We start from the raw sequence: 21559 nt of genomic DNA on the forward strand, positions 1-21559 counted from the left end.
GCGCCGGGTGCCGGCCGGCGGCCCGCCGCCGCGAGCCCGCGGCGGCGCCCTCGACGCCTAGAACGCCTGCCGGCGCTCGCGCGCGTAGCGCTCGACGGCCAGCTCCACCAGGCGCGAGACGAGCTGCGGGTAGGCGGTGCCGCTGGCCTCCCACAGCTTCCCGTACACGGACGTCTCGGTGAACCCGGGCAGGGTGTTGAGCTCGTTGAGCAGCACCTCGTCGCCGTCGACGAAGAAGTCGGCGCGCGCCAGCCCCTCGCAGCACGAGAGGGTGAACGCGCGGGCGGCCAGCTCGCGCAGCCGCTCGCGAGCGACGGCGCTGATCCGCGCCGGCACCTGCAGCTCCATGCCGCCGGGCGTGTACTTCGCCTCGTAGTCGTACCAGGCGTCGGGGTCGTCGCTCGTCAGGACGATCTGCCCGATCTCGGACACCTGCGGCGCGTCGACGGACCCGAGCACCGCGGTCTCGGCCTCGACGCCGCTCGCGGACGCCTCGACGATGACGCGCGCGTCGTGGCGCAGCGCCTCCTCGATCGCGGGGGCCACCTCGTCCGCCGTGCGGGCGGGCGCGATGCCGACGGACGAGCCCAGCCGCGACGGCTTGACCCACACGGGCAGGCCCAGGCGCGCGACGCGCTCCAGCACGCCCTCGGCCGCGGCCTCCCACTCGCGGGCGTGCACCGCCTCGTAGTCCACCTGGGGGATGCCCGCAGCGGCCATCAGGTCCTTGAAGACGAGCTTGTCCATGCAGACGGCCGAGCCGAGCACGGGCGACCCGACGTACGGCACGTCGAGCAGGTCGAGCAGGCCCTGCACCGTCCCGTCCTCGCCGAACGGGCCGTGCAGGACGGGGAAGGCGACGTCGCAGCCGAGCAGGCCGCCGCCGGGGACGATCGAGACGGCCTCGCCGTCGACGGTCCACGCGCCCTCGCGGGTCAGGTGCACCTCGACGACCTCGTGGCCGGCCTCGCGCAGGCCCGCGGCCACCGAGGCGGCGGAGCGGACGGAGACCTCGTGCTCGGACGACCGGCCGCCGCCGAGGACCGCGACGCGGCTCACGAGGAGGCCCCGTCGTCGCCGGGCGTGCCGCTGCCGGCCACGCCGGCGGCGGCGCCGCTGCGCGTGGAGACGCTCTTCGCCGCCCGGCCCTTCGTGCCCCCGGAGGCGCCCTGCGTCGACCCGCCGTCGGACGAGCCGGACGCGGCGCCCTGGTCCTCGTCCGGCGTCGTGGGCGTGGGCGCGACGTACTTGCCGATCGCCACGCTCACGGCGGATCCCCGCGTCACGCGTCCCCCGTTGGGCACCTGTTCGACCACCTTGCCGTCCTCGCTCTCGTCGTTCGTCTCGACCGTCCGCACCCGCGGGTCCAGGCCGCGCTTGCGCAGCGCCGAGACGGCCGCGGAGCGGGACTGGCCCTGCAGGTTGGGGACGATCACCTCGTCGGTCTGCTCGTCGTCCTGGTCCGGCGTCGTCGTGGTCGTCTGCTCGCGCTGGCGGGCGACGGTCACCGTGACGGTGCTGCCGGGGTCGACGCGCTGGCGCCGGCCGGGATTCTGCGCGAGGACCTTGCCGGCCTTCTGGTCGCTGTCCTGCTCGACGACGTTCGCCTGCAGGCCCGCGGCATCGAGCGCCGACTCCGCCTGGCGGCGGCTCATGCCCGACAGGTCGGGGACGGACACCTTGCCGTCGGCGGCCGGCCCGCTCGACACGCGGATCGTGATCGTCTCGCCGGGCGTGGAGGCGCTCTCGGCGGACGGATCGGTGCCGATGACCTGGCCGGCGGGGACCTCGTCGCTCGCCTCGCGGGTGTCGACGAAGGACGTGAAGCCGGCGCCGCGCAGCTTCGTGCGCGCGTCGTCCAGGCTCAGGCCGGCGACGTTCGGCACGGTCAGCTCGCGCGGGCCGGTCGAGATGACGATGCGCACCTGGGTGCCGTGCCGCACGCGCCGGCGGGCGGACGGCGACTGCCGGATGACGTGGTCGACGTCGATCTCGCGGCTCGTGTCGTAGTCCTTCAGCACGTCGAAGCCCTCGGCCTCGAGCTTCTGGATCGCCTTCGCGGACGAGTCGCGCACGACGTTCGGCACGGTCTCCATGCGGCCGAACAGGAGGTAGGCGACGAGCGCCGCCACGACGAGCAGCGCCAGGCCGCCGACGACGGCGAAGGTCCAGCGGCGCCGGCGGCGGGCGTCGGCCTCCTCCTGCAGCTCCTCGGGCGAGACGCCCGCGGGCACGGCCATCCCGGCCGCCGGCATCAACCAGCCGCCGGTCGGCTGCTGCGGGCCGTTGAAGCTGCCGCTGGCGGTCAGCCCCGGCTGCACCGGCACGGGCGCGCCGGTCAGGATCCGGTGGCGGACGCTCTGCAGGACCGAGATGAACTCCTCGGCGTCCTCGAAGCGGTCCTCGGGCTGCTTCGACAGCGCCCGCATGACGACGTACTCCAGGTCCGCCGGCACGTCGGGGTTGACGACGGACAGCGCGGGCGGGTCCTCGTTGACGTGCTTGAGCGCGATCGTGACGGGCTGGTCGCCGTCGAACGGCATCCGCCCCGTCAGCATCTCGAAGAGGACGACGCCGACCGCGTACAGGTCGGCGGAGGGCGTGACGGGCTGGCCGGACGCCTGCTCCGGCGACAGGTAGTGCGCCGTGCCGACGATCATCCCCGTCTGCGTCATCTGCAGGTCGTCGACGGCGCGGGCGATGCCGAAGTCGGCCACCTTCAGGTCGCCGTCGGGGCCGACGAGGACGTTCTGCGGCTTGATGTCGCGGTGGACCAGGCCGCGGCGGTGCGCGTAGCGCAGCGCGTCGAGGACCTGGCTGATCTGGTCGATCGTCTTGACCGGGTCCAGCGGCGCCTGGTCGCGGATGACGTCCTTCAGCGTCACCCCGTCGACGAGCTCCATCGCCATGTACGGGATGCCGTCCCAGTCGCCGCGGTCGTAGACCTGGACGATGTGAGGGTGCTGCAGGCCGGCGGCCGCCTGGCTCTCGCGCCGGAACCGCGCGACGACGTCGGGATCCTCGGCCAGGTTCTCGTGCAGCACCTTCAGCGCCACGTGGCGCCCGAGCTGCAGGTCCTCGCAGGCGTAGACCTCGGCCATGCCGCCGGTGCCGAGACGGCGCTCGACGAGGTAGCGGGCGTCGATGGTCTGTCCGGTGCGGTTCATCGTGTCGTCCCGTGCGCGGCCACGCCGCCCGTCGATCCACTATGCCGGGCGGCGGCGCCGCCGGGCGTGTCCCTCGTCATGCGTCCGACGGCGCTCATCGGCTGAGCGCGGCCTGGAAGACCTGCTTCGCGATCGGGGCGGCGACCGTGCCGCCCTGACCCTGGGTGTTCTCCACCACGACGGCCACCGCCACCTTCGGGTCCTGCAGCGGCGCCGAGCCGATGAACCACAGGTCGTTCAGGCCCTGGGCGATGTTCAGCTCGGCCGTGCCGGTCTTGCCCGCCACCTGGATGCCGGCGAGCGCCGACCCGGTGCCGGTGCCCTCGTTGACGACGTCGCCCATCATCGACTGCAGGTCGGCCGCGGCGCCCGCGCTCATCACGCGGCGCTGCTCCTGCGGCTTCACCGTCTCCTGCACGCGGCCGTCGGGGTCGACGACGCGGTCGACCAGGTGCGGCTTCATCATGCGGCCGCCGTTGGCCACCGTCGCGGCGACCATGGCCATCTGCAGCGGGGTGACCTGCAGCTTGTCCTGCCCGATGCCCAGGCGCGCGACGTCGACGTACTTGCTCGTGGCGGGGATGAACCGGCCCTTGCCGTTCTTGCGCGCCAGCCACTCGCCCGACGTGCGCAGCTCGTCGGACGGCAGGTCCAGCTGGGGCTTCTGGCCGAAGCCGAAGCGCTCCATGTACTCCTGCATCGTCGCCTTCCCCAGGTCCTCGGCGACGTGCGCGAACGCGGTGTTGACGGAGTGCGTCAGCGCGTTGCGGAGCGTCGTGTTCGGGAAGTTCTCGCCGCCGAAGTTCTTCAGCGGCGTGGCGGAGAAGACCTGGTTGTCGCTGCCGTCCACGGTCGAGTCGGGGGTCATCTCCCCGGTGTCGAGCGCGGCGGCCGCGGTGACGACCTTGAAGGTGGACCCGGGCACGTACGCCGCCTGGGTGGCGCGGTTGAGCCGCGCGGCGTCCTTCAGGCCGGCCAGGTAGTCGGGGTCGGTCGCCGCCTTCGTGGGGTCGTAGCCCGGGACGGAGACCATGGCCAGCACCTTGCCCGTCGACGGCTCGACGGCCACGACGGACCCGGCGCGCCCACCGAGCGCGGCGATCGCCGCGTTCTGCACCTTCGGCTCGAGCGTGGTGCGCACGTCGGACCCGCGTTGGTCGCCCTGCACCAGGCGGTCGACCGCCGTGGCCAGCTTCACGGCCTTGCCCGACAGCCAGTCGTTCTGCGACCGCTCCAGGCCCTGCTGCTGCCCCAGACGCAGGTCGCTGTAGCCGACCGTGTGCACGTACTCGGCGCCCTTGGGGTACCGCCGCTTGTAGACGAACGACCCCGTGTCCCGGGAGCGCTGCCGCGAGCTGCGCGCGAGCACCGTGCCGTCGGCGGCGAGGATCTTGCCGCGGGGCACCCGCTCCGCGCGGAAGAGGTCTCGGTGGTTCAGCGCGTTGTCGCGCAGCGACTGGTCCTCGAAGACCGTCCACCGCGAGGTGAACGCGACCAGCACCGCGAAGAGCAGGACGAAGACGACGAAGAGGTTGCGGATGGGCCCGTTCACGCCGGCCGCCTCGCGTCCTCGGACACCCGCACGAGCAGGGCGAGCAGCACGAAGTTGGCCATGATCGACGACCCGCCGTAGCTGATGAAGGGCAGCGTCACGCCCGTCAGCGGGATGACCTTCGTCACGCCGCCGACGATGACGAAGACCTGCAGCGCGAAGACCGACGTCAGGCCCGTCGCGAGCAGCTTCGAGAACGGGTCGCGCGCGAGGACGGCGATGCGGAAGCCGCGGTGCACGATCAGCAGGTACGCGAGCAGGATCGCGACGGCGCCCATCAGGCCCGTCTCGTTCGTGATCAGCGCGTAGATCATGTCGGTCTGCGACGCCGGCAGCAGCGGCGTGGACACGACGCCGTCGTTGATGATCGTGCCGAGCTCGGCCTGGCCGAAGCCGCGGCCGAACAGCCCGCCGTCGCCCTGGGCGAAGAGCGACTGCGCCAGCTGGAAGCTCGACCCGCAGCCCTCCGACACGCGGCACGGGTCGGCGTTGCCGAACAGCGTGGGATCGAACGGCGTGCGCCACGCGGCCACGCGGTCCTGCACGTGCCCGACGCGGCTGCCCACGAAGTACGCGCCCAGGGCGAACGCGCCCAGGCCGCCCAGCGGGTACCGCTTCTTCCCCGTCGCGACGTACAGCAGGGCCAGGAACGCCCCGAAGAACATGAGCGACGAGCCCAGGTCGCGGATGAAGATCAGCAGGAGCATCGCGACGCCCCAGATCGCCAGCAGCGGCCCGAAGTGGCGCAGTGGCGGCAGCGACATGCCCAGGAACTTGCGCCCGCCGTGGATGAGCACCTGCCGCGTGTCGCGCAGGTAGCTCGCCAGGAAGATGACGATCCCGATCTTCGCGAACTCCGCCGCCTGGAACGTCAACGGGCCCAACCGGATCGACAGGTACGCGCCGTTCGTGGCCTGCCCGATCCCCGGCATGCGCGGCAGGATCAGCAGCAGGATCGCGCCGAAGGCGATCGTGTACCGGTAGCGCTCGAGCACGTGGTAGTCGCGCAGCGCGATCAGGGTGACCGAGAACAGCCCCAGGCCGACGACGAACCAGCGCGCCTGCGCCTGGGCGAACGACTGGTCGATCCGGTACAGCTCGACCAAGCCGAAGCACGCCAGCAGCGCGACGAGCGGGAACAGGTACGGGTCGGCGTTCTTCGCCGTGAAGCGGATGACGAGGTGCCCGACGAGGCAGAGCCCGAGGAAGACCCCGCCGTAGATCAGCGAGGTGTTCGAGACGAACTCGTCGCGCTTGAGGAAGATCGCCGTGAAGCCCGCGGTGATCAGCAGCGCCGACGGCAGGAGCGCGAGCGCCTCCCGGTTGCGCGCGGTCACGGCGTGACGACCTCGCCGCGCTCGAGCTTCGAGACGAGGTCGTTGGCGTCGCCGAGCGACCGGATCCGGTGGTCGAGCAGGCGCTCGCGCAGGGCGGGGTCGACCTCCTGGACCGGCACGGACGAGTAGTAGTTCGCCCGGTACAGGTCGATGCCGCCCGGCAGCTCGTACGGCAGGCCGCGGAAGACGGTGACCAGCCCGCGGTCGGCGCCGACGAAGTAGACGGTCTGCGACGCGAAGTACGCGCCGATCAGGACGCACGCGACGAGGAAGAGCACGATGAACGGGCCGGCGTGCAGGCCGCGGCGCTTCTTCTTCGCGGGCGCGGTCGCCTCGGCCGCGGGGCGCGGCTGGCGCGGGCCGCCGACCGGCGCGTCGTCGTCCGCGTCGCGGGCGCCAGCGCCGCGGGGCGCGACGGCCGGCATCACCGCGGTCGCCTGGCCCGCCGGCGCGTCCGTCGGCTCGTCCTCGGGCAGCACGACGTGCGGCTCGGTCGGCTCGTCGGCGCTGTCGCGGGCGCCCGCGCCGCGCGGCAGCGTGGCGTCGCCCGCCACGCGGAAGAGCAGGACGGTGATGTTGTCGCGGCCGCCGGCCTCGTTCGCGGCGTCGACCAGCGTGTCGACGGCCTCCTGCAGCGACCCGGCACCATTGACGATGTCGGCGATCCGGTCGTCCGACAGCATCCCGGTCAGGCCGTCGCTGCAGACCAGGTACAGGTCGCCGTCCTCGGCGCGCAGCACCTCGGAGTCCACCGCCACCTCGGCCTCGGGGCCGAGCGCGCGGGTGATGATGGAGCGCTGCGGGTGCTCCGCGGCCTCCTCCGGCGTCAGGCGGCCCTGGCGGACGAGCTCCTCGACGAGCGAGTGGTCGCGCGTGATCCGCTCCAGCTCGCCGCCGCGCAGGCGGTACAGGCGCGAGTCGCCGACGTGCACGACCACGAGCGAGGTCGTGTCGACGTACGCGGCCGTCAGGGTCGTGCCCATGCCGGCGTTGCTCGCGTCGCCCTGCGCCCGCTCGTGGATGCGCCGATTCGCCTCGACGACCTGGTCGCGCAGCCGCTCCGCGACGGTGCCGCTGCCCTGGCCCAGTCCCTCGTGCAGGACCTCGACCGCCATGCGGGACGCGACCTCGCCCGCCTGCGCGCCGCCCATCCCGTCGGCGACGGCGAAGAGGGGCATCCGGACGAGGAACGAGTCCTCGTTGCCGGGGCGCTGGCGGCCGGTGTCGGTCCGCTGGGCGTGTTCGATGACGCGAAGCAACTAGTCGTCCAGGTAGGTGAACTCGGTGTCGCCGATGCGGATCCGGTCGCCCAGCTGCAGCGGCTGGGCCCCGACGAGCGGCTCCTCGTTGAGGAACGTGCCGTTCGTCGAGTCCAGATCCTCCACGATCACGACCCCGGCCTGTCGCACCAGGCGCGCGTGGCGGCCCGAGGCGTACGGGTCGTCGATGTGGATGTCGGCGTTCGCGCCGCGGCCGATGACGGCGCCCGACCCGATGTCGTACTCGTCGCCGGGCTGGTGGCCGATGGCGCGCTCCACGCGCAGCCGCGGCTCGCCCTGGCCGCCGCCGGACAGCCCGTCGCCCGCCATGACGCCGGGCGCCACGGCGCCGACGGCGCCGCGGCCCAGGTCGACGATGCTCGACCGGGCGACCCAGGCCAGGAACAGGTACAGGACCCCGACGATCGCGAACTTCAGCGCGACGGAGACCGGCTCGACGAGGTCCGCGACGGGTGGCGCGATCACAGCGCCTCCTCCACGCGCAGCACGACGGTGCCCAGCTCGATCCGGTCGCCGGGGCGCACGGGCGCGGGGTCGCCCGGCCCGCCGACGGGCGCGCCGTTGACGCGCACGCCGTTCGTCGACCCCAGGTCGAAGACGACCCAGCCGTCGCCGCGCGGGCGCAGCTCGCAGTGCTGGCGCGACACCTCGGCGCTGGCGATGACGACGTCGCAGTCGCGGCTGCGGCCGATCGTGCCGCCCGTGGCGGGCAGCGGCTCGCGGCGGCCCTCCAGGATCAGCGCCAGGCCCGCGGGGGCGGCGCCGGCACGGCGCCGCGGGGCGGCCGGCTCGTCGGGCGCGGCGGGCCGCGGCCGCGCGACCGGGGCGGCCGCGCCCGTGGGGCTGCGGCGGCGCGCGGGGCGCTCGGGCGGCGCGGCGGCCTCGGGCGCGTCGTCGTGCGTGGCGCGCACGCCGTAGCGCCCGCGCGGCAGCTCGTCGCCGCGACGGAAGACGACCTGCGGCGGGTGCGCCAGGGCGAACCGCTGCTCGCGCGCGACGATGAGCAGCTCGGCGGCCAGCTCCTCCGCGAGGGCGCGGGGGTCCGCCTCGACGATCCGGCGGTGGTCGCCGGGCGAGAGGAAGATCTCGTAGTGGTGCGCGACCCACGTGCGGTCGCCGACGTGGCGGCGCGACGTCTCCATCTCCCGGCTCAGGCCACGGGCCAGCTCAGCGGGGGTGACCTCGCTGCGGAAGATGCGGCCGAAGGTGCCTTCGACCAGTCCGGCAAGCTTGCTCTCGATGTCGCGCAGCACGTGATGCTCGGTCTCGGTCACCGGATGCTACGGGAGGTCCGGTTCCGACCGAGCGCCCCTCCGGCGGCGATCGCGAGGACGAGGGCGACGACCGCGGGCAGCGGTCCGTCCGCCGGGCCGCCGGCCGCGGTGACGGCGGCCGGCACGACCAGCCCCGCCGCGGCGGCCACGAGCGCCAGCACGACCACGCCGGCCGCCGCGCGGGCGCACGAGGCCGACCGCGGCGCGTTGGCGCGGCGACCGGCGGCGCCGAGGCCCACGACGACGAGGGCGACGAGCAGCGCCAGCCCGGCGGCGGGGCCGACCGCCGCGCCGGCGGCGGCCACGAGCGGCGCCAGCGGCAGCAGCGGCAGCGCCCGGCCGGGCCGGCGGGCGACGCGGTGCACGTGGACGGGGCCCGACGGCCGGCGAGCCGACGGCCGGTGCGCGCGGTCGCGCCGGGGGCCGGCCGCGGCGCGCGGCCGCGCCGCCTCGCGCAGGACCGGCGCCACCGGCACCGCGCGCTCGGCCAGGCCGTCGCGCAGGGCGGCCTCCAGCTCGGCGACGGTGCCGCGCTCGTCCGGCTCGGCGGCGCACGCGCGGTCGATGGCGGCCACGACGCCCGCGGGCAGGTCGGGCCGGCGGGGGCGCAGCGAGGGCAGCTCGGCGTGCGTGCGGACGAGCGCGCTCGCCTTGTCGGGCCCGCCGGCCGGATGCTCGCCGACGAACGCCTCGTGCAGGATCACGCCGAGCGCCCACAGGTCGCCGGCGGCGTCGCCGATCTCGCCGCGCAGGCGCTCGGGCGCCATGTACGAGAGGGTGCCGACGATCCGGTTGGCGGGCGCGCCCTCGGGGTGGCTCGCCGGCCGCTCGGCGGGCCGGTCGTCGGCCAGGCGGGCGATGCCGAAGTCGGCGAGCTTGGCCGGCGGCAGGTGCGGGTCGCAGCGCACCGGCCCCTCCGGCCCGCCGAAGGCGCCGACCGGCACCAGGACGTTGCGCGGCGTGACGTCGCGGTGCACGATCCCGCGCGCGTGGGCGTGACGGAGCGCGACGCACAGCGCCACGCCGATCTGCAGCAGCTCGTCGTCCGTGTGCGTGTCCTCGGCGATCGTGCGGCGCAGCGTGTCGCCGGCGACGAACTCGGTGACGAGCCAGACGCAGCCCTCCGCGGTGCCCAGCCCGTACGTCGAGACGACGGTGGGATGGCTCAGGCGCGCCGCGGCCCGGGCCTCGGCCAGGGCGCGGTCCGAGCCCTCGCCGGGCAGGCACTTGATCGCGACCGGCCGGCCCAGGTGGCGGTCCTCGGCCTGCCAGACGGTGCCGGCCCCGCCGCGACCGAGCACGCGCACGAGCTCGTAGCGGCCGAGGACGACCTCGCCGGGCTGGCGGGCCGCGACAGCGGGGTGCTGGGGCCGCGCGGCAGGACCGCGGCGCGCGATCGGCGCGGCGTCCTCCATCGTCGGCGGACGGAGCGGCGAGGCGTCCGTGGCGTGGGCGGATCCCGTGCGCACGGGGTGGGGGTTCGCCCCGCCGCGCCGCGCTCCTTCCCTGCCGCGTCGATTCGCGCGGCGCTGCGTCGGACGCACGCGCCGGCGCCGCGCGCGCGGCCGCGACCCGGCGGCGGACGGGAGTACCGGCGAAAGGAGGAACGGGCGTCCGTAGGGTGAACGCAGGGCAGGACCGCCGTCGCGTCCGACGCTGCGGCGATTCTCCATCCACCTGCCCAGGAGCGCACCCCGTGTCGTTCTTCGACGACGACGACTTCGACGAGCCCACCCACATCGCGGACGAGGCGCCTCGCCGCGGCCCGCGCCGCGGTGCGTTCGGCGGCTTCGGCGGCGGTGGCGGCCTGCGCGGCGGCGGTGCCGGCGGCGGCCACGTCGACCCCAAGACCGCCCGGCAGCGCCAGATCACGGCGCTCGCGGTGATCGTGGTCGTCCTGATCCTGCTCGTCCTCGCGGTCAACGGCTGCGTCAACTCGGGGAAGACCAACGCGCTGCGCGACTACTCGCGCGACGTCACGTCGCTGCTGGACGAGTCCCGCTCCGACGTCGCGGTCCCGATGTTCCGCGCGCTCTCCTCGGGCGCGCAGGCGAACACGATGCAGTCCGAGCTCAACCGGCTGCGCGGCATCGCGGAGGGCAACGCGAAGGACGCCGCCGGTCTGAACGCCCCGGGGGTGGACGGCGGCACGGACGCGCAGCACGACCTCGAGGTGGCGATGAACTTCCGCGCCCGCGCGGTGCGGATCATCGCCGAGCGCGTCCCCGCCGCCCTCGCGGACGAGGACACGGCGCAGCAGGCGCGCAACGACATCGCCGGGCAGATGCAGGCGTTCCTCGCCAGCGACGTGCTGGTGCTCCAGCGGACGAAGCCGCTCGTGGACGAGGCGCTCGCCGCCCGGGACGTCAGCGGGCTGGACGTCCGCGCGCCGCGGACGGTCACCGACTTCGGCTGGCTCGACCCGGACTCGGTCGGCACCCTGCTGGCCGGCGGGGGCGGCGGATCGACCTCGTCGGGCGGCAGCTCGGGCGCGGTGCGCGACCGCTCCGACGAGGAGCCGCAGACCCAGGGCACCCACGGCACCGGCATCACCGGCGTCAGCATGGGCGGCACCGCGCTGCAGGACGGCGACAACGCCGTGTCCGGCCGCGAGATCACCGTGACCGTCACCAACCAGGGGACGGTCGACGAGTCGAACATCGAGGTCGGCGCCACGTTCACGCCCGAGGACGGCCGCCCCGTCTCCAAGAAGTCGACGATCCAGACGATCGCGTCGCAGGACAGCGCCGAGGTCACCATCGAGCTGCCGAGCTCGGTGCGCGCGGGCGCGTCGGGTGAGCTGAAGATCCAGGTCGGCGGGGTCCCGGGCGAGCAGGTGCTCGACAACAACACCGCGACGTACGACGTGACGATCGGCGGCTGAGCGGGTGACGGTCGGCGACGACACGGCCGCGCTGCTCGGCGCGATCGGCGCCGGCCTGGCCCTGCTCGCGCTCGTCTGGATCGTCGTGTTGACGGTCCAGCTGCGGCGCCTGCGGCGCGCGCAGTCGGCCGTCCTGGGCGACTCGGGCGCCGACGACCTGGTCGCCCACGCGGCCGCGCTGTCCCGGCAGGTGACGGCGGAGACGGCCGAGTGGCGGGCCCTGTCGGCGGCGCTGTCCGAGCGGATGGGCGGGATCGAGGGCGCGCTGCTGCGGGTCTTCTCGCGCCACGGCCTCGTGCGCTTCGACGCGTGGGGCGAGCAGTCCGGGCACCAGTCCAGCTCCCTCGCGCTGCTCGACGTCCGCGGCGACGGGTTCGTCATGACGTCGATCCACCACCGCGACCAGGCGCGCCTGTACATCCGCCGGATCAACGGAGGCACGCCCGAGCACCGGCTGGCGCCCGAGGAGGAGGAGGCGCTCGCCGCCGCCCTGCGCGGCGGACCGATCGCCGCCTCGGGCACGATCGACGGGGTCGGACCTGCCCCGCGCGGCGGCGCCGAGACGGCGTAGGCGCCCCGTCCCGTCGGGGCGCCCGGCGGTCCGGTGACCGAGTCGTGTCCGGCACATAAAAGGTGCTGGACTTCGTCAGGGGGAGGACTATGCTCCGCTGCGGAGTGCCTCCTGTGCACGCGGCCGAGCCCTCAGCCACCGCCGTCACGCTGCCTCCCCGGGACGTCGACGCGCCCCGTGGAGGCGGGCACCGCGCCATCCGCGCGGCCAGGTCCCGCCGCGCCGGCGCGGGGCACGGCATCCCCGCCGGCGGCCCCGCTCCCGCCACCGCGACGGTCGCCGTCGGAAGGGTGGGCGGCGCCCCGCACGGCTCCGGCTCGCACGTCCTCGTCCTGAACGCGACGTACGAGCCGATACACGTGTGCGGCGTCAAGCGCGCCGCCGTCCTCCTGCTGAAGGAGAAGGCCGAGGTTGTCGAGCCCGGCGAGGGCCACCTGCACGCCGAGCGCACCGCGCTCGCCCGCCCCGCCATCATCCGCCTGCGGACCTACGCCCCGGTGCCGCGGCGCTCGCGCCGCCGCCTGACCCGCCGCGCCGTCTTCGCCCGCGACGACTGGACCTGCCAGTACTGCGGGTCGCGGAGCGACCTGACGGTCGACCACGTCATCCCGCGGTCGAAGGGCGGGTCGAACGAGTGGGAGAACATCGTCGCCTGCTGCGCGCCCTGCAACCGGCGCAAGGCCGACCGCATGCCGCACCAGGCGCGGATGTTCCCGAAGCGCTCGCCGCGGGCGCCGCACCCGTCGGTCTTCATCCAGGTCGCCTGCCCGCGCGTGCCGGCCAGCTGGGACGCCTGGCTGCCGAACGCGGCCTAGCGTCCGGACTGGGTCCCGCGGTCCGGCGGGCCGGCCGCCAGGCGGCGGTGCGCGGCCCGAGCGCTCCGCCGAGGCCAGGCCCGGAGTCCGCGGGCGGGCGCGGCCCCCGAGACGACGTGGGGCCGGCACGCGGCCGGCCCCACAACGGGGCGCGGCGCCCTGTGGGCGCCGCGCAAGGAGTGTCGGGCAGTGACCCGAACCGAGGTCTCGCGTCCCCCGTGCCAGTAACACGGGTGCGTGTCCGCTGGGACCAGGGCGAACCCTCGTATCCGCAGTGACGCACTGAACGTCACCGACGGCCCGGCATGACCGTCCTAGGAGACGGCCACCTCCAGGGTCCCGATAGAACTGTCGTAGATTCGGACCACCTCCTTTCTCTGGTGTTGCGTAGATCCACCGTACCACCGGCGGTTTGCGGCGTCGAGGGGCACCCGTCGCGCGGGCGGACCGGCCGCGGGGAAGCGGGGGCGACCCCTCCGGAACCGACGGGACCGTGGGCTCGGCCGGGGCGGGGACGGCGCGCCGTCCCCGCCCGCGGGGCGGTTACGACCCCGAGCCCCGGAACGACGAACGGCGCCCCGCGGGGCGCCGTCGCAGGCGGTGGCGGGCCGGCCGCGGCGGGCGGCCCGGACGGGGCGATCAGCCCGCGGTGCCCTCGCCCGGGTCGGGATCGATCGGGTCGTCGTTGACGACCGGCGTGGCGTCGGCGCCCTCGCCGCGGTCCTCGGCGGCCGGCACGTCGCCCGGGGCGTCGGACGGCGCGGCGACGCCCTCGGCGGCCACGGGGGCCTCGGCGGTCGACAGGTCGACGGGGCCGCCGCTCGTGGGCTCGTCGCCCTCGACCTCGACGAGCTTCTCGACGACGTCCTCGCGGCCGTCCTCGAGCACGCGGGCGATGGCGCTCACGCGGTCGTCGGCCTTCATGTTCATGACCTTGACGCCCTGCGAGTTGCGGCCGTAGCGGTTGATGCCCTTCACGGCGGTCCGCTGCACCATGCCGCCCTCCGAGATGAACACCAGGCCCTCGTGCTCGCGGACGACGAGCGCGCCGGCCAGGCCGCCCTTCGTCTCCGTCAGCTGGATCGTCTTCACGCCCTTGGCGCCGCGGCTCGTCTTGCGGTACTCGCGGATGAGCGTCCGCTTGCCGAAGCCGTTCTCCGTGACGACGAGCAGGTCGAAGTCGTCGCGGGCGACGTCCATCGCGATGACCTCGGAGCCCGCGACGTCCATGCCGCGCACGCCGGTGGTGTCGCGGCCCATCGCGCGGGCGTCCTCGGCCGAGAAGCGGACCGTCAGGCCGGCCTTCGAGACCATGACGATCTCGTCCTCCGGGTCGACGTTGCGCACCGCGACGAGCTCGTCGTCCTCGCGGATGTTGATCGCGATGATGCCGTCGGCCTTGATCGGCGTGTTGTACGCCTGCAGCTCGGTCTTCTTCACCGTGCCGTTCTTCGTGGCGAAGACGAGGTACTGCGTCTCGGTGAAGTCGCGCGTGGACAGGACGGACTGGATCCGCTCGCCCTCGCGCAGCGGCAGCACGTTGCCCAGGTAGCGGCCCTTCGCGGTGCGCGACGCCTCGGGCAGCTCGTACACCTTGGACCGGTAGACCTTGCCTCGGTTGCTGAAGAACAGCAGGTAGTCGTGGCTCGAGCACACGAAGAGGTGCTCGATGAAGTCCCCGTCCTTCATGTCCATCCCGGACACGCCGCGGCCGCCGCGCTGCTGCTGGCGGTACGTCGCGAGCGGCAGGGACTTGATGTAGCCGGACTGCGTGATCGTGATGACCATCTGCTGGTCGGCGATCAGGTCCTCGATGTCGATCTCGCCCTCGGCGTGGGTGATGAGCGTCTTGCGCTCGTCGCCGAAGCGGTCGCGGATCTCGGTCATCTCCTCCTTGATGAGGTCGAGCACCTTCTGCTCGTCCCCGAGGAGCTCGCGCAGCTCGCGGATGCGCTCCATCACGTCGGCGTGCTCGCCGCGGATCGCGTCGCTCTCCAGCGCCGTCAGCTGCGACAGGCGCAGGTCCAGGATGGCCTGGGCCTGGATCAGCGTCAGGCCGAACTGCGCCATCAGCTCGCCGCGGGCGGTCTCGCGATCGCGCGAGGAGCGGATCACCTGGATGACCGCGTCCAGGTTGTCGAGGGCGATGAGCAGGCCCTCGAGGACGTGCGCCCGGGCCTCCTTCTGCGCCAGCTCGTACTTCGCGCGGCGCACGACCACGTCGCGCTGGTGGCTGACGTACGCGCGGAGGATCTCGCGCAGCCCCATCGTGCGCGGGACGCCGTCGTGCAGCGCCACCATGTTGACGCCGAAGGTGGACTGCATCGCGGTGTGCTTGAACAGCTTGTTCAGCACGACCTTGGGCAGCGCGTCGCGCTTGAGCTCGATCACCAGGCGCATGCCGCGGCGGTCGGTCTCGTCCCGGATGTCGGAGATCTCGGGGATCTTCTTCTCGTTGACCAGGTCCGCGATCTTGCGGATCAGGCCGTTGTCGCCGCCCTTCTTGACCTCGTAGGGCAGCTCGGTGACGACGATCGCCTCCTTGCCGTGCGAGAGCGGCTCGATGTGCGCCTTCGCCTGCACGCGCACGCGCCCGCGGCCAGTCTCGTACGCCTCGCGGATGCCGGAGGAGCCGAGGATGATGCCGCCGGTGGGGAAGTCGGGGCCCTTCAGGTGGGCCATCAGGCCCTCGACGTCGATGCTCGGATCGTCGATGAACGCGATCGTCGCGTCGATCGCCTCGCCCAGGTTGTGCGGCGGGATCTTCGTCGCCATGCCGACCGCGATGCCGGCCGACCCGTTGACCAGCAGGTTGGGGAAGCGCGCCGGCAGGACCGTCGGCTCCATCTTGCGGCCGTCGTAGTTCGGCGAGAAGTCGACCGTGTCCATGTCCAGGTCGCGCAGCATCTCGAGCGCGACCCGGGTCAGGCGGGCCTCGGTGTACCGCATCGCGGCGGCGGGGTCGTCGTCGATCGAGCCGAAGTTGCCCTGGCCGTCGACGAGCGGGTACCGCATGGCGAAGTCCTGCGCCAGGCGGACGAGCGTGTCGTAGATCGCCGAGTCGCCGTGCGGGTGGTAGTTGCCCATCACCTCGCCGACGATGCGGGCGCACTTGGCGTAGCCGCGCGTCGGGCCCAGGCCCAGCTCGGACATGCCGAAGAGCACCCGGCGGTGGACGGGCTTCAGGCCGTCGCGGACGTCCGGGAGCGCGCGCCCGACGATGACGGACATCGCGTAGTCCAGGTACGCGGTCCGCATCTCCTCTTCGAGGGCGCGCGGCTCGATGTTGCCGCCGCTGATGACGTCAGTGGCCACGGATCAGGCTCCTTCGGTGTTCGTGCGGGCGGGGCGACGTCGGTCAGACATCGAGGTTGGCGACCTGGCGGCCGTGCTCCTCGATGAAGTCGCGGCGGTGCTCGACCTGCTCGCCCATGAGCATCGAGAACAGGCGGTCGGCGGCCGCGGCGTCGTCGATGCTGACCTGCTGCAGGGTGCGCGACGACGGGTCCATCGTCGTCACGCGCAGCTGCTCGGCGTTCATCTCGCCCAGGCCCTTGAAGCGCGACAGCTGCACGCCCTTCTGCGCGACGCTCAGCACGGCCCTGCCGAGCTCCTCGAACGTGTTCGCGGTCTCGGAGCGGTCGGACAGCGTGATGGTGAACATCGGCTGGCCGAACAGGCCGACGAGCTGCTGGTGCACCTTGACGAAGCCGACGTACTCCGGCGAGTCGAAGAGCGCGCGGTCCAGCTCCGTGGTCTGCGCCAGGTTCGTCTGCTTCTCGGTCGTGCGGATCCGCAGGTGCGTGTCCGTCTCCTCGAGCAGCTTGACGTTGATCGCCGCGTCGTCGCCGGAGACCTCGGGCGACTTCAGCCGCGCGAGCACCGCGTCCGACCCGGTGATGCCGTCGTGGACCAGGCCGGTCGAGGCCAGGAAGTTGACGACCTCCATGCCGTGCTCGGCGCGCAGCGCGCTGGCCCAGCCCTCGTGCTGCTTGCGCAGGCGGCTGAACTTCTGCCACTTCGCGGTCGACAGCTGCACCTTCTCGCCGGCGGCGTTCGTCACCTCGAACCGCTCGAGCTTGTCGTGCAGGAGGTACTCCTCCAGCTCCGACTCCTTCTCGATGTAGCGGTCGTTGCCGCCCTGCTTGACCTTGTAGAGCGGCGGCTTGGCGATGTAGACGTAGCCGGCCTCGATCAGCTCCTGCATCTCGCGGAAGATCAGCGTCAGGACGAGCGTGCGGATGTGCGCGCCGTCGACGTCGGCGTCCGTCATCAGGATGATCTTGTGGTACCGGGCCGCGGTGATGTCGAACTCCTCGCGGATGCCCGTCCCGATCGCCGTGATGAGCGCCTGGACCTCCTGGTTGCCCAGGACGCGGTCGATGCGCGCCCGCTCGACGTTCAGGATCTTGCCGCGCAGCGGGAGGATCGCCTGCGTGTGGCGGTCGCGGCCCTGCTTGGCGGAGCCGCCGGCGGAGTCGCCCTCGACGATGAACAGCTCGCCCAGGGACGGGTCCTTGACGGAGCAGTCGGCGAGCTTGCCCGGCAGGCGCGAGTTCTCCAGCGCGCTCTTGCGGCGCGTCAGGTCGCGGGCCTTGCGGGCGGCGGAGCGGGCCTGCGCCGCGGAGACTGCCTTGCGGACGATCGCGCGGGCGTCGGCGGGGTTCTCCTCGAGGAACTCGGCGAGCTTGGCGTTGACGACCTGGGCCACGAAGCCCTGCATGCCGGGGTTGCCGAGCTTCGTCTTCGTCTGGCCCTCGAACTGCGGGTTCGTGAGCTTCGCCGAGACGACGGCGGTCAGGCCCTCGCGGATGTCCTCGCCGGACAGCGCGGGGTCCTTCTCCTTCAGCTCGCCCTTCTCGCGGGCCCAGCGGTTGATCGTGCCGGTGAGCGCGGAGCGGAAGCCCGACAGGTGCGACCCGCCCTCGTGGGTGTTGATGTTGTTCGCGAAGCTGTGGACGGACTCCTGGTAGGTGGAGTTCCACTGCATCGCGACCTCGACCGCGCCGCCGGCCTTGTCGTCCTCGCCCTCGAAGGTGATGACCTTCTTCTGGATCGGGTCCTTGTTCTCGTTCAGGTACGCGACGAAGTCGGCGATGCCGCCCTCGTAGTGGAAGTCGACCGACTTGCCGCCCTCGCGCTCGTCCGTGATGAGGATCCGCAGGCCGCGCGTCAGGAACGCCGTCTCGCGCAGGCGGTTCTCGAGCGTCGCCCAGTCGTACTCGGTCGTCTCGAAGATCTCCGAGTCCGGGAGGAAGCGGATCGTGGTGCCCGTGCCCTCGCCCTTCGCCAGGGGCTCGCCCTTCTGCAGCTCGCCCGTCGGCACGCCGCGGACGTACGACTGGCGCCACACGTGGCCGTCGCGGCGGATCTCGATGTCGAACTCCTCGGAGAGGGCGTTCACCACCGACGAGCCGACGCCGTGCAGGCCGCCGGAGACCTTGTAGCCGCCGCCGTCGCCGAACTTGCCGCCGGCGTGCAGGACGGTGAGCACGACCTCGACGGTCGGCTTGCCGGTCTCGTGCATGGCGACCGGGATGCCGCGGCCGTCGTCGATCACGGTGATCGAGTTGTCCGGGTGGACGACGATCTGGACCTTCGAGGCGTGGCCGGCGAGGGCCTCGTCGACCGAGTTGTCGACGATCTCCCACACGAGGTGGTGCAGGCCGCGGGCACCGGTCGAGCCGATGTACATGCCCGGCCGGTGACGCACCGCCTCGAGGCCCTCGAGGACGGTGATGTCCGCCGCGTCGTAGGTGCCGCCCGGGGCCACCGTGGCCGGATCGGCCTTCGGGGTCTCGTCGGTGGGGGTGGTGTCGTCAGTCGCCATGAGCCTCCAAGCAGCAGAAACGCCCCGGTCACCTCGCCAAGGTTGGCGGGCCCGAGGCGCACCGAGCGAATCCCTCCGAGAATAGCACAGCGGGGGCCCGAATCCCCAGTCTCCACCGGGCGAAACGCCCGCAAACGTGCCGGTTCGGACACGCTCTGCGCCGACCTCGCGCCGGGACGGCTCAGCGGTCTCCGCCGGCCCGGGTCCGCACGGCGGTGACGCCGTCGATCCCGGCGGCGGCGAGCCGGTCGAGCAGCGTGCGCTCGAGCATCTGCAGCTCCTGCGCCCACGTGGCGTCCCGGCAGGCGACGAGCAGCACGCCGTCGCGCAGCGCCACCGGCGTCCCGGCCCGCGCCACGGCCTCCGGCATCGTCGTCCGCCACGAGCGCTGCAGGCGCACCAGCGCGGGGTCGGGAGCGTCCTCGGGGGCCAGGGCGTCGAGCAGCGACTCGAAGCCCTCGCCCGCCGCGCGGGGGGCCAGGCGGCGCCGTCGCGGCACGTCAGTCGCCCCCCGCCGCCACGCGCACAGACTCCGCGGCACCGGGGACCACGTCGATCCGGCCCACGTCGGGATCCTCGGCCCCCGGCACGTGCGCCGCCTCGGTGACCGTCACGAGCGCTTGCCCGCGCCCGCGGATCAGGGCCACGAGCCGCGCGCGCCGCTCGGCGTCGAGCTCGCTCATCACGTCGTCGAGCAGCAGCACCGGCCGCTGCCCGGTCGCGTCCTCGATGACGTCGGTCTCGCCCAGGAGCAGGGCCAGGAGCGCCATCCGCTGCTCGCCCTGCGAGCCGAACCGCGTGATCAGGCGCCCGTCGCGGCGCACGGCCAGGTCGTCGCGGTGCGGGCCGTGGTGCGTGAACCCGCGCTCCAGGTCGCCGCCGTGCCGCTCCTGGAGCGCCGCGAGCACCTCGTCCGGGTCCGCCGACGAGCGGGGCCGGTAGGCGATCTCGAGGACGCCGGACAGGCCCAGCTCCTCGGCGCGCGCCTGGACCGCCGGGTTGATGGCCTGCGTGGTGCCCGCGCGGGCCGCCGTGAGAGCCGCGGCGGCCTCGGCGACCGTCCGGTCCCAGGGGCCGAGCTCGCGGGCCGCCGCGGCGACGTCCGCGCCGCGGGCGCGCAGCGACGAGAGCAGCGCGTTGCGTTGGCGCAGCGCCTCGTGGAAGGACCGCCGCAGCGGGGCGGCCCCGGGGCGCAGCACGGCGAGCAGCTGGTCCAGGTGCGAGCGGCGCAGCGCGGGGCCGCCCTTCACCAGCACCATGCGGTCGGGCAGGAACACGCTCATCCGCGGCCGTGCCGGATGGTCGAGCAGGCTGTCGACCGGGTTGCCGTCGACCCGCAGCCGGCGGGTGCGCTGCCCCCCGGGCTCGAGGCCCACGGAGAAGACGCTCGGTCCGGCCGGGGTCGCGACCTCGGCCGCGACGTTGCCGGCCTCGGCGCCGCGGCGCACCAGGTCCGCGTCGCTCGCCGCGCGGAACGACCGCCCGGTGCACGCCAGGTACGCGGCCTCGAGCAGGTTCGTCTTGCCGGCGCCGTTCGGGCCGGCGACGACCGTCAGCCCCGGCCCGAGCACGACGTCCGCGGCGACGTACGTGCGCAGGTCCCGCACCCGCAGGCGCGACAGGTGGGCCGACAGCGCGCGCTCCCTAGGAGTTCAGGCGGATCGGCATGATCAGGTACAGGAAGCCCTGATCGTCCGTGGTCTGCAGCAGGCCCGGACGGATCGGGCTCGTCAGGCGCAGCAGCACCTCGTCGCCGTCGATCGTGTCGAGGCCATCGCGCAGGTACTCGGGGTTGAAGCCGATCGCGAACGGCTCGCCGTGGAAGGGCACGGGCAGCGCCTCGCGCGCCTCGCCGACGTCCTGGGTCTGCGACGACACGACGAGCTCGCCCTCGCTGAAGGCCAGGCTCAGCGCCGCGGCCTTCTGCGCCAGCAGCGACACGCGCGAGACGACCTCGCGCAGCTCGCTCGTGGACAGCCGCAGCTCGTGGTCGAAGGTCTCGGGGATCAGCGAGCGGTACTGCGGGAACGTGCCGTCGACCAGGCGCGAGCTGAGCACGTGCTGGCCGAGGGTGAAGATCACCTGGTTCTCGCCGCGGGCGACGCGCAGCGTCTCGGCGCCCGACGCCGGCACGAGCCGCTCCAGCTCCTGCATGACGCGCGCCGGCACGTTGGCCTCGAACGAGCCCTCGAGCGGCGTCTCCAGCGTCGTCTTCTTCTCGGACAGGCGGTAGGAATCCGTCGCGACCATCGTCAGGACGTCGCCCTCGGCGCGGACGAGCACGCAGGCCAGAAGCGGCCGCGTGTCGTCCTTCGCCGCCGACCGCACGACCTTGCCGGTCGTCTGGACGAAGGCCTGCGCGTCGACCTCGACGCCCTGCACGTCCTTCGGCTCGGGCAGCGGCGGGAAGTCCTCGCCACGCAGCGTCCGCAGGTGGAAGACGGCGGACCCGGCGGTGACCTCGACGTCCTGCTCCTCCGTCCGCAGCTCGAGCGTCAGCCGCGGGCCCGGGGCCTGGCGGGTGATGTCGAGCAGCAGGCGCGCGGGCAGGACGACGGTGCCCGGACGCTCGACGTCGCCCTCGAGCGCGATGCGCAGCCCGACCTGCAGGTCGGTGGCGCGCAGCTCGATGCCGTCGCCGGTCGCGGCGATCTGCACCCCGGACAGCGTCGGGTTCGCGAGCCGCCCCGACGCGATGCGGCTGAGCGACTGCAGGTGTCCGAGCAGGTCCTGTGCGGCGGTGTGCAGTTTCACCTTGGAGTCCTCAGGGGAGAAAGGAGATCAGTAGTCGTAGGAAGGGCTGTGCGTCCTGTGGAGCGCCGGCGCCGGGGACCGCGATCGCCCGTGGT

At 73.5% G+C, this 21559-nt stretch carries 16 protein-coding genes; 3 read left to right on the plus strand and 13 right to left on the minus strand.

What is annotated here, in order from left to right; translation table 11 throughout:
* Window positions 1–57 precede the first annotated feature (57 nt).
* The 8 genes from J3P29_RS00735 to J3P29_RS00770 form a co-directional block, all read right to left on the minus strand.
* Complete coding sequence (locus J3P29_RS00735) at window positions 58–1059, minus strand: D-alanine--D-alanine ligase family protein (RefSeq protein ID WP_210491070.1); 1002 nt, start codon at window positions 1057–1059, stop codon at window positions 58–60.
* Entirely contained in the window at window positions 1056–3167 is a 2112-nt protein-coding gene (pknB, locus tag J3P29_RS00740) for a Stk1 family PASTA domain-containing Ser/Thr kinase (RefSeq protein ID WP_210491071.1), read from the minus strand. Before pknB ends, J3P29_RS00735 begins: the two co-directional genes overlap by 4 nt.
* Window positions 3168–3261: 94 nt before the next feature.
* Window positions 3262–4719 carry a penicillin-binding protein 2 gene (locus J3P29_RS19550; protein WP_210491072.1) on the minus strand — a complete coding sequence of 486 codons (1458 nt, stop codon included), beginning with the start codon at window positions 4717–4719 and terminating at the stop codon, window positions 3262–3264.
* Window positions 4716–6056 carry an FtsW/RodA/SpoVE family cell cycle protein gene (locus J3P29_RS00750; protein WP_210491073.1) on the minus strand — a complete coding sequence of 447 codons (1341 nt, stop codon included), beginning with the start codon at window positions 6054–6056 and terminating at the stop codon, window positions 4716–4718. The genes J3P29_RS19550 and J3P29_RS00750 overlap by 4 nt, the downstream gene beginning before the upstream one ends.
* On the minus strand, window positions 6053–7315 hold the full coding sequence (locus tag J3P29_RS00755; protein WP_210491074.1) for a Stp1/IreP family PP2C-type Ser/Thr phosphatase: 1263 nt from the start codon (window positions 7313–7315) through the stop codon (window positions 6053–6055). Before J3P29_RS00755 ends, J3P29_RS00750 begins: the two co-directional genes overlap by 4 nt.
* Window positions 7316–7801, minus strand: coding sequence for an FHA domain-containing protein (locus J3P29_RS00760; protein WP_210491075.1), 486 nt, complete (start codon window positions 7799–7801; stop codon window positions 7316–7318).
* Window positions 7798–8610 (minus strand): DUF3662 and FHA domain-containing protein, encoded by an 813-nt coding sequence (locus J3P29_RS00765; RefSeq protein WP_210491076.1) that lies wholly within the window; start codon window positions 8608–8610, stop codon window positions 7798–7800. Before J3P29_RS00765 ends, J3P29_RS00760 begins: the two co-directional genes overlap by 4 nt.
* Window positions 8607–10079, minus strand: coding sequence for a serine/threonine-protein kinase (locus J3P29_RS00770; RefSeq protein ID WP_210491078.1), 1473 nt, complete (start codon window positions 10077–10079; stop codon window positions 8607–8609). Before J3P29_RS00770 ends, J3P29_RS00765 begins: the two co-directional genes overlap by 4 nt.
* A 227-nt stretch (window positions 10080–10306) precedes the next feature.
* Here J3P29_RS00770 and J3P29_RS00775 point away from each other — a divergent pair, with 227 nt between their 5' ends.
* The 3 genes from J3P29_RS00775 to J3P29_RS00785 all read left to right on the plus strand — a co-directional run bounded on the left by J3P29_RS00775 (window position 10307) and on the right by J3P29_RS00785 (window position 12880).
* Window positions 10307–11494: a hypothetical protein gene (locus tag J3P29_RS00775; protein ID WP_210491079.1), complete on the plus strand. Its 1188-nt coding sequence runs from the start codon at window positions 10307–10309 to the stop codon at window positions 11492–11494.
* A gap of 4 nt (window positions 11495–11498) precedes the next feature.
* Entirely contained in the window at window positions 11499–12065 is a 567-nt protein-coding gene (locus tag J3P29_RS00780) for a DUF4446 family protein (RefSeq protein ID WP_210491080.1), read from the plus strand.
* A 290-nt stretch (window positions 12066–12355) separates the two neighbouring features.
* The gene (locus J3P29_RS00785) at window positions 12356–12880 is read left to right on the plus strand and encodes an HNH endonuclease (protein ID WP_210491081.1); all 525 of its coding nucleotides are present in this window, start codon (window positions 12356–12358) and stop codon (window positions 12878–12880) included.
* A 639-nt stretch (window positions 12881–13519) separates the two neighbouring features.
* On the opposite strand, the gene gyrA is transcribed toward J3P29_RS00785, so the two are convergent.
* The 5 genes from gyrA to dnaN all read right to left on the minus strand — a co-directional run bounded on the left by gyrA (window position 13520) and on the right by dnaN (window position 21464).
* Window positions 13520–16195, minus strand: a complete 2676-nt coding sequence (gene gyrA / locus J3P29_RS00790) for a DNA gyrase subunit A (RefSeq protein WP_210491083.1) — start codon at window positions 16193–16195, stop codon at window positions 13520–13522.
* Between the two features lie 43 nt (window positions 16196–16238).
* Complete coding sequence (gene gyrB, locus J3P29_RS00795; protein ID WP_210491084.1) at window positions 16239–18710, minus strand: DNA topoisomerase (ATP-hydrolyzing) subunit B; 2472 nt, start codon at window positions 18708–18710, stop codon at window positions 16239–16241.
* A gap of 181 nt (window positions 18711–18891) precedes the next feature.
* On the minus strand, window positions 18892–19209 hold the full coding sequence (locus J3P29_RS19555; protein ID WP_210491085.1) for a DUF721 domain-containing protein: 318 nt from the start codon (window positions 19207–19209) through the stop codon (window positions 18892–18894).
* 1 nt (window position 19210) lies between these two features.
* The gene (gene recF, locus J3P29_RS00805) at window positions 19211–20344 is read right to left on the minus strand and encodes a DNA replication and repair protein RecF (protein WP_349239797.1); all 1134 of its coding nucleotides are present in this window, start codon (window positions 20342–20344) and stop codon (window positions 19211–19213) included.
* A gap of 10 nt (window positions 20345–20354) precedes the next feature.
* Window positions 20355–21464: a DNA polymerase III subunit beta gene (gene dnaN / locus J3P29_RS00810; RefSeq protein WP_210491087.1), complete on the minus strand. Its 1110-nt coding sequence runs from the start codon at window positions 21462–21464 to the stop codon at window positions 20355–20357.
* Window positions 21465–21559 lie beyond the last annotated feature (95 nt).

Source organism: Patulibacter sp. SYSU D01012 (assembly GCF_017916475.1).
In the GTDB taxonomy this organism is placed as follows: Bacteria; Actinomycetota; Thermoleophilia; order Solirubrobacterales; family Solirubrobacteraceae; genus Patulibacter.